Here is an 18,197-nt window from a genome sequence, read left to right on the forward strand (position 1 = left end):
CAAAGTTGCCGCTATCACGACCCCCAAAACTTCGCACTTGCTTAGCATACACCCGATTTGCATCCGCCAAAATCTATTCACCTTCTGCCAATCGATGAGTTTGAAATGCTTAACGATTAGCCGCCAAAAGCCAGTATAATATGCGGATAATATAAAATTTTTTCCTGTATTTTGACACTATCTTATATTTTGATACTCGCCTGTATTTTGACAGCATATTTTAACAACATAAAGATAAGTAATCCTATGACTGCAACTGCCTTACTTGATACCGATCACATCAACACCGACAAGCCGCCGTTTATCTTGGTGGACGGCTCGTATTATATGTTCCGCAATTTTCATGCCTTGCCTGTCACCATGCAAACTACCCAAGGCTTGCACACCAACTCCATCCGCGGCACGCTCAACGCACTCAAAAAACTGATGGAAAAATACCGCCCGACGCACATGGCGGTGGCGTTTGACACCAAAGCGCCGACCTTTCGCCACAAGCTTTCCCCCATTTATAAAGGCGACCGCCCAGAAATGCCCGCCGAGCTTGCCGAACAAATCCCTTACATTCACAAAATGATACAAGCGATGGGCATACCGCTACTCGCTATTGAAGGCGTAGAAGCTGACGACATCATCGGCACACTCGCCCACCGTGCTTGCCTAGAAGGTCATCATGTCATCATCTCCACAGGCGACAAAGATATGTGCCAATTGGTCAATCCCTGTGTCATCGTGGAAAACAGCTTTGATGACAAACGCTATGACATCGCAGGGGTCAAAGACAAATTTGGCGTCGAGCCGCGTCAAATCATCGACTATCTCACTCTCATGGGCGACGCATCGGATGGTATCAAGGGTGTCGCAGGCATCGGCGCAAAAACCGCGCAAAAACTGCTTGAGCAATACGACAGCATTGACAATATCCTTGCCAATGTCGACCAGTTAAAAGGCAAGCAACAACAAACCTTTTTGCAAAGCACCGACAGCATTGCGCTGGATAAACACTTGGCGACCATTATTACCGACCTTGATATCGTGCCTGACTGGGAGACTTTGCGGCTACCCACTGACCCAAGTTTTAACATAGCAGAAAAACGCGCAATTTTTACCGAACTGGAATTTAAAAGTGAAATAGCGTCGCTCAATCATCCGTTTCACCCGTCCAATAACGGCAATTTTAAAGCCGCTGAGCCTGCTCAAAATGCTGTGGTGGAAGCGATTAAAGCTAGCCAAGATAGCAAAAATACTGCCAAAAAGCAGTGGCATACTGTCACCAGCCAAGCCGATTTTGATACGTTAATCCAACGCCTTGGCGCATCAAAGCATTTTGTCATTGATACCGAAACCACCGATGTAAATTGGCAACATGCCGAGCTTGTCGGCTTATCGTTTGCGCTGCAGTCTCATGAAGCCTATTATGTACCTGTTGCCCACGTTGATGAGATGGGCAATCGGATTGAACAACTTGCCCGTGAGGATGTTTTAGCCCAGTTAAAACCGATTTTGCAAAATCCACAAATCGGCAAAATCGGTCAGCACTTAAAATATGACGCGCATATTTTGGCAAATTACCATATCGACTTAATCAACGAGCCGAGCAACTGGGCAATGGATACCATGCTTGCCAGCTATGTGATTAACGCTGTTGCTACCCGCCACGGTATGGACGACTTGGCGCGCCACTATCTACACACCCAAACCATCACCTTTGAAGATGTGGCAGGTAAAGGCGCCAAGCAAATCACCTTTGACAAAGTCCCTTTAACCGTGGCAAGTGACTACGCCTGTGAAGACGCCGATATCACCTATCAGCTATTTGAACTGTTTAGCGAAAAACTCAAAGCCGAACCGAACAACGCCAAGCTACTCCATGAACTAGAAATCCCCGTTGCCCAAATCCTGTGCCAAATGGAGCATGATGGGATTTTGCTCAATAAAGCGTTTTTGGGGGAACTATCCGCGCGCTTTGATGAAAAAATCCAAGCACTTGAAACAGTCGCCTTTGCGCAAGCGGGCGAAACCTTTAACCTTGCCAGTCCAAAGCAGTTGGGTGAAGTGCTGTTTGACCGCTTAGGCATCACAGGCGGTAAAAAAACCAAAACAGGTCAATACTCCACCAGTGAAGCGGTGCTTGCCACCATCGACCATCCGCTAATTGAAACCGTGCTTGAGCATCGCAGTCTGTCTAAGCTTAAAAGCACCTACACCGATGCGTTGGCAAACGTGGCGGACAGCAACGACCGTGTGCATACCAGTTATCATCAAGCGTTGACGACCACAGGACGGTTGTCATCGACTGAGCCGAATTTGCAAAATATCCCGATTCGCACTGATACTGGGCGGTTGATTCGTGGCGCGTTTATTGCCCCCAAAGGTCGCAAAGTGCTATCGGCGGACTATTCGCAAATTGAGCTTCGGCTGATGGCACACTTTGCCAATGATCCTGTGCTCATCCGTGCGTTTCAGGAAGGGCATGACATTCACCGCGCCACTGCCGCTGAGATTTTGGGCAAGGCGTTTGATGATGTGACGAGCGAAGAACGCCGCCAAGCCAAAGCGGTGAACTTTGGGCTACTCTATGGCATGAGTGAATTTGGGCTTGCCAAGCAGTTGGGCTTTACTCGCCAGCAAGCGCAAGACTATATCAAGCTGTACTTCGCCCGCTATCCCAATGTGCGTGCCTATATGCAAGCCACCCGTACGGCTGCGCAAAACCAAGGCTATATCACCACGATTTTGGGGCGTAAGCTATTCACCCCCGATATGCAGCACCCCAATCGCGGCGTGCGCCAAGCGGCAGAACGTGCGGCGATTAATGCGCCACTACAAGGCAGTGCTGCCGATATCATCAAACTTGCTATGATTGCAGTAAATAATGTATTGCCAAAAGAAAACGCTAAAATGCTCTTGCAAGTGCATGATGAGTTGGTGTTTGAAGCGGATGAAGACAAAGTCGATGAAATCGCTAAACTTATAAAGAACGCCATGCAAGAGGTGTTGTCAAAAACCGCTAAGGAAAAAGGCTGGGATGTGGATTTTGCGGTGCCGCTGGTGGTTGAAGTGGGTATTGGTGATAACTGGGATGAAGCGCATTGATTTTAAATGTAAAATAGAACCCACAGATTTTGTGGGTTTTTTATTCCAATTTTTAGTATAAATAAAAAAATATATGATCATATATAATCTTTAATAGTCAAATTTTTTATAAAGCCTAATTATTGAGCAATAAAATATATACTATTATTTGGATATATTATTATTTTGGGCGTTTCCGTTTTTAAATGAATTAAATATTTAATTAATTCATGAACTTGCGTACTAGGATTCGTAACCCCGTTACTGATAGCAATTTTTAAGGTATTTTGAGAATTAGCTAACGGAATCTTTATATCAATATTTTTTAAAAGTTCATAACTCTTAGATTTACCTTTATCATAATTTTCATTAAAAGTTTTCCTCCATTCAATATTTAGTAGTTTCACGCAGTTATCACCAGAACTATTATTGCCAGTACTAACAATTTCTTTAGTATATTGGGTAAAATGGCATAAATACCAGTATTCAAAACAAGGATCTGAGGCAACCCAATGAATTGGATAGCCATTGTTTCTATATTGGTTTACCTTATTTAGTGCATTACTGAAGTTCGGATGTTTATCTCGATCAACTAGACAGAATACTTGATCGTATTTTGCAGCTAGATTGGTTTCGTTTAAGCTCTTCTCATAAATTTCAATAGCCTTATTAACAACTGACATAGGGTCTGAGCCACAATCACCTGTAACTCTAACATTGGCAGAAGATAGTCTTTCAGATCTAATTAAATCTTCGAAGTATTTTGGGCTAGACTTTGAGTCTTCACAAACAATCAATACCCGATCATAATCTTCTACTTTTGGACCCTTACGTACAAGACTTCTATTCGTTGGCCGTCTACTTTGATTTACCATCAATGAATTCCTCATACTTAAGAATTTCTTGGATTGGAAATTGGAATTCATCAATAATCGGCTTTCCTCCATAGCGTCCATATAAGTAGCATTCCTCAATATCATCCCGCTCTTTATGAGGGCTAAAATCAGTTAATGGATATAGATTAGTTTCCATCAATTTATTTTTTTCACAAAACCAAATCTGATCACGACGTAGTAAATCTTTTCTTAGAATAGATGTTTCATGAGTTGTAAAAATTAACTGACCATTTTTGAAATTTTCTTTAGAGTTAAATATTTTTACTAGATAGCGTACTAAATCAGGATGTAAACTTTTATTAAATTCATCAATTACTAATGTACCACCATTACCTAGCGTTAAAAAAATTAAAGAAGCAAACTCAAATATTTTCTGTGTTCCATCTGACTCTTCACTTAACATTATTTCTACTTTGCCACCTTGAGAATCAGTATGCACAAAATATACTTCATCTTCTTCTAAAATATCTTTAGTAATTCGGTTTTGTAACTCCACTGGCAACCCTTTAGGGAACTTAATATTCTTAATATTTGGTTTTTTAAAAATAATGTCCTGAACATCAATATCTGCTTGTTTTAATAAAGATAATATCAGCTCTTTTATAGCTCCATGTGATTTACATGCTTCCTTAGTAACCTTATTATCAATCCTATCCCCACCTATAATTTTTATGTTATCTGTTAAAGCATTATAAATGGGTTTTAATTGTTCACTATTTAAATGCACTGCAGTTGAGAGAAAAAGTTGGTCTGATCGAGTGTTCTTTTTCCATGTACTCTTTTCACCTTTAAATATTGCAGAATCTGTCCATTTATACTCTTTTTTTTCTTCATCATATATACGATGAAACCACGATTGTTCACGACTTTTAGGATAAACGCTTAACCATTCTTCAAATACAATTTTTTGATTAGCCGAAAAACCATACTCTACTTTTGTAGGTTGCATAATATTTTCTGAATTGGGTAAATTTACAACAAAAATGATATTAAATGTTGTAGGCTTTACTCGGCTTATAGGGCAAAATCTAAAAGGAATGACATTAATAGGTTCATCAATATCTTTCTTAAATGAGTCTTCAATAATTTCCTGCATATGAAATAAAGACTTCAATAAGCTTGTCTTACCTGATGCATTCGCTCCATAAATAACTGCTGTTTTAAGCAATTCAGGGGTTACAGGTGCTTTAGAGTCAAAATAATTATGGGGATATTCATTTGAACTATTTTTTACTAATGATAGTATTTGCTCTTCTTTAATAGATTTAAAGTTCTCTACTGAATACTCTATGATCATAACTAATATTCCAATTTAAAAAACAGTTTTTATTCTTATAAAAACTGTTTTCCAAGGGTTTTTTAAGTATTATTTACCTAAAATATCACTAAAAATGATTTTTGTCTATATCCAATCAATCAAATTGCCTTTAATTGCTCTATTTGCTTATTCATTTCCGCCAGTTGATTATCCATTTCAGCAAGTTTCGCTTTCTCGCTTTCCACCACATTGGCAGGGGCTTTACTCACAAATGCTTCATTAGACAGCTTACTACGCAGACTTTCAGCTTGTTTGGTAAGTTTTTCTTGCGCTTTGGCAAGGCGATTAAGCTCCGCCGTTGGGTCAATCAAGCCTTTCATCGGCACGAGCACTTTTAACTGCCCGACCATACTCGATGATGACAACGGTAACGCTTTATCAGCGCCGTCACCCGCATTCACAATAGTCAGCGTATCGACTTTGGCAAGCGATTTAAACTGATTTTCAATACGGCTAAGACGCGCGGTTTCCTCATCGCTGATATTGTCAAGTAGCACAGGCAGGCGCACCGCATTGCCAAGCTTCATCTCACCGCGGATGTTACGAATCGCCCCAATCAGCGCTTGTAGCCACGTCATGTCATGCTCGGTCTGTAGGCTGATTAGGCTATCATCCGCTGTTGGGAAGGCAGCAGTCATAATACTGTCAGTTGCTTTTTTATCGATGATAGGCGCAATGGTCTGCCAAATGCTCTCGGTGATATACGGCATAATCGGATGGGTAAAGCGCATGGCGACTTCAAGGCAGTTGAGCAGCACATAGCGGATTTGGGCTTTACGCTCGGCACTCACCGACTCATCGTTTAGGCTCGATTTGGCAAGCTCGACATACCAGTCGCAGTATTCATTCCAGATAAACTCATAAATATCTTGGCTCACCAAGTCAAAACGGTACTGGCTCATGTGCTCATGGATGGCTTTCACCGTGGAGTTTAGACGGCTCATAATCCACTGCTCTGGCAATTCCCACAGTGCGGTATTGGCGGTTTTATCAATGTTTAGCGCATTGCCGTCTTTATCGACACAGTTCATCAGCACAAAACGGGTGGCGTTCCAAATTTTATTACAAAAATTGCGATTGCCTTCAATGCGTTTGAGGTCAAAATTGATATCACGTCCCGTACTGGCAAGCGACGTGAAAGTAAAGCGCAGCGCGTCCGTGCCAAACGCAGGGATACCGTCGGCAAATTCTTTGCGCGTGGCTTTTTCGATTTTTTGCGCATCTTTCGGGTTCATGAGACCTGTGGTACGTTTGGCGACTAGGGTTTCTAAATCAATGCCGTCAATCAGGTCAATCGGGTCAAGCACGTTGCCTTTGGATTTGGACATTTTTTGCCCTTGTCCATCACGCACCAAGCCATGCACATACACCGTCTTAAACGGCACTTGCGGGTTGCCGTCTTTGTCTTTGATAAAGTACATGGTCATCATCATCATACGGGCAACCCAGAAGAAAATGATGTCAAAACCTGTGACCAATACGCTGGTTGGGTGGAAGGTTTTGAGCGCTTGGCTGTAGTCGTCAAAGTTTAGCTCACCTGTCCAATCAAGGGTGCTAAACGTCCACAATGCCGAGCTAAACCAAGTGTCTAATACGTCACTATCTTGGCGCAGCGCTAGGCTGTCAGCAAGGTGGTATTTTTGGCGGACTTCTGCTTCATCTCGCCCGACATAGATATTGCCCTCGTCATCGTACCACGCAGGGATACGGTGTCCCCACCAAAGCTGACGGCTGATACACCAGTCTTGGATATCGCGCATCCACGCCATATACATATTTTTGTACTGGGCAGGGACAAACTCGGTGCGCCCGTCTTCCACCGCGTCGATGGCAGGTTTTGCCAGTTTTTCGATGGACACATACCATTGGTCAGTGAGCCACGGCTCAACGATTTCACCACTGCGGTCACCTCTATGAGCTTTGATAGTATAATCTTCAACTTTATCAAGCCACCCTTCTTTTTCAGCTTGCTCAACTAATTTTTTTCTTGCATCGAACCGATATAATCCCCTGTATTCTTCTGCAATACAGTCATAACCATTATATCCATGTTGAGTAAAATTAGTTTTTACCCCATTTATTTCTTTGGATTCAAATTCATCAGGTCTATGCGATTGACTATTTCTTTGACTTGATTGTTCTAAATCAAACATCGGATTAGACAATAAGTTTGCATAACTATCAAAGATATTAATCAAGCCATCATCTGCAAGTTCATTTTCTCTAATAATAAATACGCCAGAATCTTTATGACGTTTCCAAACCTCATAATCATTAAAATCATGAGCAGGAGTAATTTTTACACAACCTGTTCCAAAGTCTGATTCCACATAGTCATCGGCAATAACTGGAATTAATCTTCCTGTAATTGGTAACTTTAATGTTTGCCCAATTAAATCACTATATCTTTCATCTTTAGGATTAACAGCAACTGCAATGTCACCAAACATTGTTTCTGGTCTTGTAGTTGCTACAACAAGATAGTTTTTCCCATCTTTAGTTTTAGCATTTTCATTAGAAAAATAATATCTAAAATGCCATAAAAATCCTTTCTCATCAGTTTTTTCAACTTCCAAATCTGATAAAGCTGTTTGTAATTTAACATCCCAGTTGACTAGACGTTTACCGCGATAAATCAGTCCATCTTCGTACAGACGCACGAACACTTCTTTGACGGCATTGGACAAGCCATCATCCATGGTAAAACGCTCACGGCTCCAGTCCACCGAGCTACCTAGACGGCGGATTTGGCGGGTGATGTTGCCACCGCTCTCGGCTTTCCACTCCCAAATCTTTTCAAGGAACTTTTCGCGCCCCAAATCATGGCGTTTGATGCCTTGGGCGTTCAATTGACGCTCAACGACCATTTGCGTGGCAATCCCTGCGTGGTCAGTGCCTGGTTGCCAGAGGGTATTTTCGCCCAGCATTCGGTGATAGCGGGTGAGCGTGTCCATGATGGCATTGTTAAAGCCGTGCCCCATGTGCAGTGAGCCTGTGACATTCGGCGGTGGCAGGGCAATAGAAAACGATTGTTGTTTATCATAGCTTGGCTGAAAGTAGCCTTTGTCTTCCCACACTTGGTACATGCCGTTTTCGACGTCGCTTGGGTTGTAAGCGTTTTCTAAAGACGTTAAGGCTTGGGCGATTTGATGTTGCGTGCTCATAGATGGTCAACTTTTGCAATAAAAAAGAAAGGAATGTCAAAAAGGTAATTAACGGATTTTACCGTAAATTGCCTAGATTGTAGAGTATTTTGTGGGTAAGATAGCGGTTGATAAAATAATAAATGGGTTAATAACTCGTAAGGTTTGCGTTATGCACTTAGACTCTCTAAAGATTAAGAACTTTCGGATTTTGGAAGATGTGACGATTGAGAAATTGGGTCATGTGAATTTGATTGTGGGAAAAAATAATTCGGGGAAAAGTACTGTTCTTGAAGCCTTAGCTTTGTTAGCGAGTGGGTTTAATCCTGAAGTAATGCTATTTATTTCAAATAATAGAAATGTATATCGTCATCTAAATACAAAAGACATAGAATCTAAGGTATTTTCAATTGAAAATATTATAAGTAAATCTAATGAAGACCCCTTTTTGAATTGGACTTATATTGGAAATCAAAGCCATTATTTAACTTTTGGTTATGTTAAGAATGGTAAAAATAATAATTTGGACATAGATAGAGAAAAAGGATATTCATTTACCTATTTTATTGATGATAGAAATTTTATGAACTTTGAAGTCAAAGCTATAAGTAATAGAGCTTTATTTATGGATATGTCCGAAAATTCACATCATATGAAAAAGAAAGCTTTTAATTTTGGTTATATCACTACTAATAACATTGACTTAAATTTGTTTGCTTCTTCATGGGATAAAATTGCATTAACAGATGATGAAAATTTAGTTTTGGAAATGCTTAAGTTGATTGATAGCGATATAACTAACTTGGCTTTTCTAAGTTTGGTGGATTCTGAAACAAGAATACCATTTGTTAGACTTAAAAATATTGAAAGAAGAATACCATTACATCAAATGGGTGATGGAATTTTCAGACTATTACAGATTATTTTAGAAATTCCAAAGTCAAAAAATAGTATCCTTTTAATAGATGAATTTGAAAACGGACTACATTACAGCGTTCAGCCCAAAGTTTGGGAACTTATCTTTGAACTCGCCCACCGCTTTAACATCCAAGTATTTGCCACTACCCACAGTTGGGACTGTATCGAAAGTTTTTCCCAAGTCGCCAAAGACCGCACCGACATGGAAGGCGTACTATTTCGCATGGGTCACAGCGTCCGCAAATCTGATAAAGGCAAACTTATCGCCACCGTATTTGATGAAGATGACTTATACAATCTAACCAAAATGAATATTGAGGTTAGATAATGATAAAGCACCTTATTGTTGAAGCAGAATCAGATAAATTATTTATCCAAACTTTTTTGCGTCATGAAAATCTAAACCTTCAATTAAACATTGACGTAGCAACACCCCAAGACCTTGAGCCAACCGCCTACACGACAAAACAAGCAGTATTGCAACAGCTGCCAAGGTTAGTAAAACTTTTAGAAACAGGACAAGTAAGCCATATTGGTATTTTGGTTGACATGGATTTTACTGATAAAACCGATATTAAAACCCAAAATCTACGGCAAATTAGCGAGCGATTAAACCCATTAGGATTTTATCAATTCCCACAACAAAATGATGAATTAGGTATTTATTTTGAAAATTTAGATTACGATAACCCAATTGGCGTTTGGCTAATGCCAAATAATCAAGATGAAGGCTATCTCGAAACTTGGATAAAAATGACGATGCCAACGAATGAACAAAATCATTTTGGACAAATCGAAAACTTTATCCATAGCCTTGGAACAAGCCATTTTAAAAATCCTACCACATCACTGGATAAAGCACGGATTTATACATGGCTTGCCACCCAATCAAAACCCACCCAAGATTTATCAAAAGCCTTGGCACTAGCTGACCCAAACACCGCTACCTACCAAAATTTTAAAAACTGGCTTATTACCACATTTGGATAAAGCAAAAAACCGCCATTTTAAAGGGCGGTTTTTATTAAAATCAATCCATTTTACCAGGCACAGGATTATCCAAAATTGTTTGGGTTTGTTTGGCGCGAAAATCACTGATTTTTTGCGCAAGGGTGCTATCACCAATCGCCAAAATTTGCGCTGCCAGCAGCCCTGCATTTGCCGCGCCCGCTGCCCCGATGGCAAGCGTACCCACCGCCACCCCTTTGGGCATTTGCACGATGGATAGCAAACTGTCCCAGCCGCTTAGGATGGAGGACTTGACAGGCACGCCAAGCACAGGCAAATCTGTCTGAGACGCACACATCCCGGGCAGATGCGCCGCGCCGCCTGCCCCTGCGATAATCACAGACAGGCCGCGAGCTTTGGCAGTTTTGGCATAGTCAAACAATCTATCAGGGGTGCGATGTGCCGATACCACTTCACACTCAAATGGCACCCCAAAATCCGCTAACATTTGCGCGGCGTTTTGCATGGTTTCCCAGTCAGATTGACTACCCATGATGATACCGACTTTGACTTGACCTTGTGGCGATGGGATGGGAGGTGGTAGCTGGTGTGTTTGGGCGTTTGGCTGACTTGCTGACATGGAAAATTCCTTTTGCCAAAAAATTGACGGACTAAAAATAAAAAAACGTGCATGAAATGCACGGTTAAAACTTAATATAGCATGATTTTTTACCCTTGAAAATCAAAATCTATGAGGTAACTATATCACCACATTGGCGGGTACTCGCGGCTTTTGCTCAGGGGCAAATTGTTGATGACTAAGCATGGCCAGCTGCGTCTCAATCGTATCGCACATCATCCCTAGGGGCAATTCGTTTTCCCCCGTACCAAACGGCTCGCTGATTTCATCGACGATTTCATTGAGCGCCATAAAGGTGTAGCCAACAAAACTGACTACAAATGGCGTTACCCAGCCAATCGCATTGCCCAATCCAAATGGCAGCATAAAGCAATACAGATACACAGTGCGATGCAGCAGCACAAAATAGGCATACGGAATCGGTGTGTTATTAATGCGTTCACAGCCCGCTTGGATATGGGCAATTTCACCCAAGGTGTTATCTAAGCTTTGCCACTGCCAAACATCGATTTTTTGCTCGGCTTGCCAGTTGGCGAGCATCTGCCCCATGATTTGGGTCAAGCGTAAGGCAATAAAGTTTTGCCCAACCACGGCTTGCTGTTCTTCAACCGTTAATAGCCGCTGCAGGTTTGCTGTATTATCCTCACTCCGCAGCTGTTGGCGTAGACTGTGGACAAAAGCGATTTGATGACGGATAAAGGCTTGTTTTTCCGCCATACTGACATTCGGCAGTGTCATCACTTGACGGGCGATGTTGCGACTTAGCCAAACCAGCGTGCCCCACAGCTTGCGCCCTTCCCAAAACCTATCATACGCTGCGTTATTACAAAACCCGTGGAAAATCGCAAGTGAGATACCGAGTATCGCAAACACCGAAGGATTGAGCGGTACAGGCTCGGTGGCGATATGGGTTTGATAAAAATAGATGAAAAAGGAGAAAATAAACAACAAAACTTGTGGCACAATCAGCCGTTTAAAGTACGAGCCTTGCAGCACAAATAGCATCTTTAGCGGCTCAATCGGACGTCGAATCATACCTAACCCATCTTAATCGTTTGCTCACTGGCTATCATTATTAGCCGTAAGCTTTAAACAAATATTTTAATTTATGTTACACCCATTTTAGCCTTGGGTTAATGCTGATATTGAATAAAATTCGCTGAGCTCAAAGCCGGATGATCGGTATCAAATTGATAAGCCGTCAAAAACCCATCTTTGGCAGCAGAATAATCCACACAGACCACTTGATGACTAAGTAGCTCAGGCGTGCCATTGAGCCAATAATGCCCGACAAAAATAGGTTTGTCGTGGTCAAGACCAAACAAAATCTCAGCGCTCAGCGTGTCTTTAGGGATATGAATCAAATCCTCTTGACTGGCGCGCGCAATCTGGTGAATCGGCTGAAACGACAAACTAGGCTGCCACCACTGCACGCGTACATTTTTACGTTGATGACCTTCTTTATCGACCAAATGAATGCCTTCAGGTAGCGGTGCTTCCACACCTTTAAGCACTCTTTCCAGTGCCTCAAAAGGTGGCGTGCCTTCCTCACTGGTTTTTTGTAGCGCAACGGGCGTCAAGCGATTGTCGGTCGTTAATAACGGTTTTAAAATCGCCATCGCATCACTGTCCCAACAAGCATGCACAAAACACGCATCATCCAATGCTAGCCACAGCGGTAATTCATAAAACCGCTTGAGCCAAAACTGGTGCAACTCACTACCAAACCCTACTTCATCAAGGAACGCTTGATGCTGCGAGGTATTTTTATCATTATGTTGTCGTAAATATTGGCTTGCATCGCGGGCATCGGGTGTTGCGTAAGCTAACGCATTATACTCGTGATTACCCATGACCGCGAGCGCTTGCCCGTGGTCAATCATCGCAAATACGATAGATAAGGTTTGCAGCTGTTGACTGCCCCTATCAATCAAGTCGCCTATAAAAATCGCTTGGTGATTAGGAGGCGCTTGAAAACACTGACCATCATGTTGATAGCCCAACTGCGTCAGTAACCCAATGAGTTTATCTGCCTGACCATGCACATCACCAATCACATCATAAATCATATTTTTTACCTTTTACTGCTTTTTACGACTTTACCGTTAACCAGCCAAGCGACTGTTAACTAGGCAACCTGTGGCTGTACAACCTATGAATGGGCAAGCTGTAATCAGGCAAGCGGCGCCACGCAATTTTTTGCCCCCAAATGTTAGCCACCAAAGCCTAAAAATCTTGGGTGCATTAATTGGTTAAAAAAATGCGCCACAATACCGGGCTCAATGGCAATCGTGGCTAACATACCAAAAATACCACCCACCAAATGTGCCGAATGATTGATACTACCGCGACCTTGCCCATCCGCCCACACACTATACGCCACATACGCCACCGCGAACACAATCGCAGGTACAGGAATCACAAACAGCAACAATGTCGACCACGGATTCATCAAGATATAGCTAAAAATTACTGCTGAAACAGCGCCCGATGCGCCTAGACTGCTATAGCGAGGATTGTTCTTTTGTTTTAGATAGGTTGGCACAATCGCCACCACCAAAGCGGCAAGATAAAACAGCACAAATCCTAGACTGCCGAGTTTGGACATGAACAATCCCTGCACCGCTTGTCCAAACGAATACAGGGTAAACATATTAAAAAATAAGTGCATCCCATCGGCATGGATAAAACCATGGGTGACAAAGCGATCGACTTGCCCTCGCTTCACCGCAGGCGGATAAAAAATTAACCTTTGCATCAGTTGGGGCGATTGCCAAGCTAATAAACTGACAACCACCGTAATGATAATGATAAATAAAGTATGGTTAGAAAAGAGTGACATAGCACCTCAAAATAGCAATAAATAATGATAAGTAGGATTATGATAAAGATAGCGTATTATCTCAATAAGCCAAATGTGAATTTATTGATGATAGGTAATACATAAATCTGCCTTGCAGTATAACGTTCAATTTGCCGTATGAAACTAATGACAAACCCTTCAAATTTTAGCAACACACTTTTACCCAAGTTTACCCAAAATGGGGAAGATTTGAATTTTTAACACAATATTTACGCAATAGTTACCTTAACATAACTGAAGGCGTGCCGATTTTGCTTTAATTTATTAGCTATATTTGAGTAATACTGCAAAAGACTTAACAAAATCTGTTGAATTGCGGCAGTCTTTCTCAGTATTGTTAAGCGTAAACTAAATAGCAATGCAATAACAAACCCAACAACCATAAATAATAATTTTTGAAAACATATAATAGAATTATTGGCTAGTGTGCTGGATATAACAATAATACATTGGTTTTATGGTGGTTGATAACCCTTTATTTTTTTGAGGATTGAATTATGAATATCATTGAACATTTAACCCGTACAGTAACACCCGTTCTTTTAAATAATGCAACTGACGAAAACCGCTCATCTTTATTAGAAAAATTATACGCTATTATGGTTGCCCGTCTTGCTGACGGTACCATCTCCAACAGCTTTGCTAATGCAACCATCGCTGATGATGACCATGGCTTTTTTGACCGTGTACTACCAGATACTACCCACCGTACAGAGCTAGTCCAACAGCTTTCACGTCATTACAGTGTACCAGAGCAAGAAACTAGTTCGTTGGTAAGCCGTGCTGCGCCGCTGGTACTGCGTGAATTACGCTCACTTGCAGGTACGACACCGCTCAATACTTTCTTATCAAACAATATTGCGTCTGTGGCTTCTGTGATTCCTGCTTGGGCATATGCATTTATCCCAGCGGGCATTTTGACTATGTTGAATTTGTCGCCTGCGCATGCAGCCACCACGCCTACTGTCCAAACCACTACTCGTACAGAGGAGCATTTGGTTGCTACGCCTAAACGCGATGAAGGCGGCTTGATGAAAATGTTACTGCCAATCATTGGTTTATTGATTTTAGGCGCACTCGCTTGGGCTTTATTAAAATCATGTAACAAAACTGAGCCAGTCGCGACGCCAGTTGTGGCTTCTACCACTGCTTCAACAACGACAACGACTACCACGACTGAAGTCTCTGCGGCAAGTGCAACAGATACCTCAGCCCTAGCTGTGGCGTCCGCTACTGATACCGCTGTTGCTAGTATGCCAATGGCTTCTGGCACTACGATGACCACCACTGAGACAACGGCAACAACTATCTCTAGCACTGAGCCTTCAGTGGTATTTGAAAATGGTCGCTTAAGCTTTTACTTTGCTACAGGTAAAGCACAAGTTGCTGGTAATGCCAAAGAAAAAGCCAATGATATCCTTGAAGCCGCTAAACAAGGCAAAAAAATCGGTATCAGTGGTTATACTGACAGCACGGGCAATGCCGCTGCCAATGAGAAGTTAGCAAAAGAGCGTGCCCAAGCGGTTAGATCATTCTTAGTAGCTAATGGTGTGCCACAATCACAACTTGAATTGATCAAACCTCAAGACACGACAGGTGCTGCAGGTAAAGACCAAGAAGGCCGCCGTGTCGATGCATACATTGTTGATGACAATGCAATTCCTGCAACCGGTACCACAACCGTTACAACCATTGCAAGCCCAGCGAATTAAACCACCTTTCACAGTTGCTTCATCATTAAAAATCCTCGATAGCCTATCGAGGATTTTTTTTTGCTGTTAAAAATTTTTAGATGCCACTGGCTTTTTGGGTAAAAAATTTCATCAAGGGTGTGATTTTGCTAACCACGCTCACGCCTTCACTGCGTAGCTGCTGAATCGGACGTAACTGTGTACCAAAAATCCAATTAATCCCAGAAAAACTGTGCATCATCATCGCGTTATTAGCATAGCGTTGACGCTCATAACGCTGTAAGGTCGCAAAACTTGCCCATACCTTATTGCCTGACCGCTGATAATCTTTTTGTAAAATATCGCTCAAGGCAATAATATCGAGCATACCCAAGTTTAAACCTTGTCCCGCCAAAGGATGCACCCCATGTGCGGCATCGCCAAGCAACGCCAAGTTGGCTTTGACATAATTTTTGGCATGTTGGGCACCCAGTGGGAAACTGGCGATTGACTCAATCTCAGTGATATCCCCTAAGGCATAGCCACTGGCAAAGGCGAGTTCTTTGGCAAGCTCTTTTGGCGTGAGCGTAAGTAAATCAAGGGCAGCATTGGTCGGCAATGTCCATACCACCGATTGCCAATGTTGCGGGTTCGCCTGATCGTCAGCCGTCACATCTGCCAACGGTAAAAGTGCCAAAGGCCCTGTCGGCAAAAACACTTGTCTGGCTGTCGCCTTGTGTGGCTGCTCGGTTTTGATGGCGCAGCAGATTGCCGTTTGCTGATACGCCAAAGTATCTAACCCAATCCCTGCCGCTTGGCGTACCATAGAGCCGCGCCCGTCAGCCCCGATTAATAGCTTACCTTGATGCGTGGTGCCATCGTCTAAGCTAACTTGATACCCTAAATCTTCACCTTGCCACGCAATATCAGTGACCTTATGCCCTGCAATATGGCGCAAATAGGATTGACCCTGATGGACAAGACGCTCATCGTCAAAACCGTCATACAGCGCTTTTTCGATGATAAAAGGTTCGACCATACTGCCCAATAATTGCGGTGTTTGAGCATCACCAAAATTTAGCTCACCCACGCCATTGGTTTGCCATACCTGCATTTGGGTATAGTCGGCTTTGCGTTTGCTTTGTTCAATACGCTGCCATGCACCAACCTCTTTGAGTAGGTTGATACTGGCAACGCTTAGGGCATAGACACGAGCATCACGCTGGGTGAGTTTGTCGTGCCAATCGGCTGCTAAAAGTTTTGGGCGAGCATCGATTAAGGTGACAGGATGGCGCGCTTGGGCAAGCTTTAGTGCTAAGATTGTCCCAACGATACCGCCGCCGATGATGAGGGTATTATTTTTCATGATTTCAGCCCCATCGCAAAGGTAGCCACAGCTGGCTTCACAAATGGCACTTTATCAAAGGCAATCAAGCCCACATTGCGAGCGATTTTTAATAGTGGATTTTGTAGCATAAAGCTATACACGACGGTATCGCAGAAAATTTCTACCCGTTTTTGGTCGGCTTTACGGCGTTTGGCATAAGTTTGTAGCATGCGACTATCGCCGATATCTTCGCCGCGCATCACTTGCTGTGCCAGCATTTTGGCGAGCGTATCAGCATCGCGCATACATAGGTTAAAGCCTTGTCCTGCCACAGGGTGCAAGGTGTGGGCAGCATTGCCCATGATGACGCAGCGTCCTTTGACTTGACTATCTGCCAATATTTTCACCAGTGGATACGCGCCGCGTTTACCCGCTTTGACAAACTTGCCTGCTAAGCTGCCAAAGGCTTGTTGAATGGTGTCAAGAAAGTATTGGTCGTCGTCTAGATAGCGCTGTTCTTCGCCTTTTGGGCACACCCATACCACAGAGCGGCGGTAGCCTTGCTGGGCTTGTCGTCCATCCCCTTGACTGATATCAAACGCATCAACCAAAGGCAACACAGCAACTGCGCCCATTTTATTAAAGCGTTCAATCGCTTGATGCTGGTGCGGTTTGTCCGTCATGACCACGCCCACGACACCTACTTGGTGATAATCGTGTGCAGTTGCGCCAATGCCCAGTAGTTGCCGGCTTGGCGAGTGCTGACCATCACAAGCCACCAATAAATCAGCTGTTAAGGTTTGGCGAGCTTGGTGGGCTTGGTCAAAGCGAATGGTGACATCGGTTGCCGTCTGTTGTATATCGGTCAAAGTGGCACCGTCTAGCAAGGTTATCAGCGGATTGTTTTGCACGGCGAGCAGTAATTTTTTGCCAAGCCATGCGTTTTCCATCACTTGTCCAAAACTTTCTACTCCTTCAGCGTGTTTGTTGAGCGTCGCTTTACCAAAACTACCTTCTTCACTGATGTTAACTTCATCGATGCGGCAGGCATGGCTTTGTAAATCATCCCATAGCGCTTTGCCATTAAAGGTGATACCACGATAAATTTGTACCGTACGGCGTGACAGCGCGATGTTACGGCTGTCAAATTGCGCGCGGTCTAAGTCATCATCAGGGCTGATGGTCGGATAGTTGGCTTTTTCTAGTAACGTACTTGAGATGCCTTTGTCGGCAAGCAGTAAAGCAAAGGATAAACCAACATTGCCGCCACCGATAATCACCACAGTTTGGGGGGTAAGAATATTCATGATTGTTCTCTTTTTTAAAGGGCGGTTAAAGCGCACCTTATCAGAATTTTTTACCAGTTTAGCACAAATCCTTACGCGCTTTGTGGCGGCAATTG

General features: G+C 42.9%; 13 protein-coding genes. 4 read left to right on the top strand and 9 right to left on the bottom strand.

The window, feature by feature from the left end; all coding sequences use genetic code 11:
- The first annotated feature begins 246 nt into the window (after window positions 1-246).
- On the top strand, window positions 247-3,093 hold the full coding sequence (gene polA, locus RTS10_RS05990) for a DNA polymerase I (protein ID WP_312539614.1): 2,847 nt from the start codon (window positions 247-249) through the stop codon (window positions 3,091-3,093).
- A gap of 119 nt (window positions 3,094-3,212) precedes the next feature.
- Here the strand turns inward: polA and RTS10_RS05995 are convergent, their stop codons facing one another.
- From RTS10_RS05995 to RTS10_RS06005, 3 genes are all read right to left on the bottom strand, one after another.
- Window positions 3,213-3,947, bottom strand: a complete 735-nt coding sequence (locus RTS10_RS05995; protein WP_312539616.1) for an RloB family protein — start codon at window positions 3,945-3,947, stop codon at window positions 3,213-3,215.
- Complete coding sequence (locus tag RTS10_RS06000) at window positions 3,931-5,265, bottom strand: AAA family ATPase (RefSeq protein ID WP_312539618.1); 1,335 nt, start codon at window positions 5,263-5,265, stop codon at window positions 3,931-3,933. Before RTS10_RS06000 ends, RTS10_RS05995 begins: the two co-directional genes overlap by 17 nt.
- Window positions 5,266-5,384: 119 nt before the next feature.
- The gene (locus RTS10_RS06005; RefSeq protein ID WP_312539620.1) at window positions 5,385-8,450 is read right to left on the bottom strand and encodes a valine--tRNA ligase; all 3,066 of its coding nucleotides are present in this window, start codon (window positions 8,448-8,450) and stop codon (window positions 5,385-5,387) included.
- A 151-nt stretch (window positions 8,451-8,601) separates the two neighbouring features.
- On the opposite strand from RTS10_RS06005, the gene RTS10_RS06010 reads away from it, so the two are divergent.
- Together RTS10_RS06010 and RTS10_RS06015 are read left to right on the top strand one after the other, a co-directional pair.
- Window positions 8,602-9,675 (top strand): AAA family ATPase, encoded by a 1,074-nt coding sequence (locus tag RTS10_RS06010; protein ID WP_095356173.1) that lies wholly within the window; start codon window positions 8,602-8,604, stop codon window positions 9,673-9,675.
- Window positions 9,675-10,337, top strand: coding sequence for a DUF3226 domain-containing protein (locus RTS10_RS06015; RefSeq protein WP_060995081.1), 663 nt, complete (start codon window positions 9,675-9,677; stop codon window positions 10,335-10,337). Before RTS10_RS06010 ends, RTS10_RS06015 begins: the two co-directional genes overlap by 1 nt.
- A 40-nt stretch (window positions 10,338-10,377) precedes the next feature.
- Here the strand turns inward: RTS10_RS06015 and purE are convergent, their stop codons facing one another.
- The 4 genes from purE to RTS10_RS06035 form a co-directional block, all read right to left on the bottom strand.
- Window positions 10,378-10,935 carry a 5-(carboxyamino)imidazole ribonucleotide mutase gene (gene purE / locus RTS10_RS06020; RefSeq protein ID WP_203171455.1) on the bottom strand — a complete coding sequence of 186 codons (558 nt, stop codon included), beginning with the start codon at window positions 10,933-10,935 and terminating at the stop codon, window positions 10,378-10,380.
- 120 nt (window positions 10,936-11,055) lie between these two features.
- Window positions 11,056-11,970, bottom strand: coding sequence for a bestrophin family protein (locus tag RTS10_RS06025; protein ID WP_203171454.1), 915 nt, complete (start codon window positions 11,968-11,970; stop codon window positions 11,056-11,058).
- Window positions 11,971-12,068: 98 nt separating this feature from the next.
- Window positions 12,069-13,004: a metallophosphoesterase gene (locus RTS10_RS06030; protein ID WP_312522674.1), complete on the bottom strand. Its 936-nt coding sequence runs from the start codon at window positions 13,002-13,004 to the stop codon at window positions 12,069-12,071.
- Between the two features lie 143 nt (window positions 13,005-13,147).
- Complete coding sequence (locus RTS10_RS06035; protein WP_060995078.1) at window positions 13,148-13,777, bottom strand: rhomboid family intramembrane serine protease; 630 nt, start codon at window positions 13,775-13,777, stop codon at window positions 13,148-13,150.
- Between the two features lie 518 nt (window positions 13,778-14,295).
- On the opposite strand from RTS10_RS06035, the gene RTS10_RS06040 reads away from it, so the two are divergent.
- Window positions 14,296-15,510 carry an OmpA family protein gene (locus tag RTS10_RS06040; RefSeq protein WP_203171452.1) on the top strand — a complete coding sequence of 405 codons (1,215 nt, stop codon included), beginning with the start codon at window positions 14,296-14,298 and terminating at the stop codon, window positions 15,508-15,510.
- A gap of 76 nt (window positions 15,511-15,586) precedes the next feature.
- On the opposite strand, the gene RTS10_RS06045 is transcribed toward RTS10_RS06040, so the two are convergent.
- Together RTS10_RS06045 and RTS10_RS06050 are read right to left on the bottom strand one after the other, a co-directional pair.
- Window positions 15,587-16,834, bottom strand: coding sequence for an FAD-dependent monooxygenase (locus RTS10_RS06045; protein WP_312539622.1), 1,248 nt, complete (start codon window positions 16,832-16,834; stop codon window positions 15,587-15,589).
- A complete protein-coding gene (locus RTS10_RS06050) occupies window positions 16,831-18,102 on the bottom strand; it encodes an FAD-dependent monooxygenase (RefSeq protein ID WP_312539623.1) in 1,272 nt (423 codons plus the stop codon). Before RTS10_RS06050 ends, RTS10_RS06045 begins: the two co-directional genes overlap by 4 nt.
- Window positions 18,103-18,197 lie beyond the last annotated feature (95 nt).

Source organism: Moraxella sp. CTOTU47616 (assembly GCF_032017465.1).
In the GTDB taxonomy this organism is placed as follows: Bacteria; Pseudomonadota; Gammaproteobacteria; order Pseudomonadales; family Moraxellaceae; genus Faucicola; species Faucicola tetraodonis.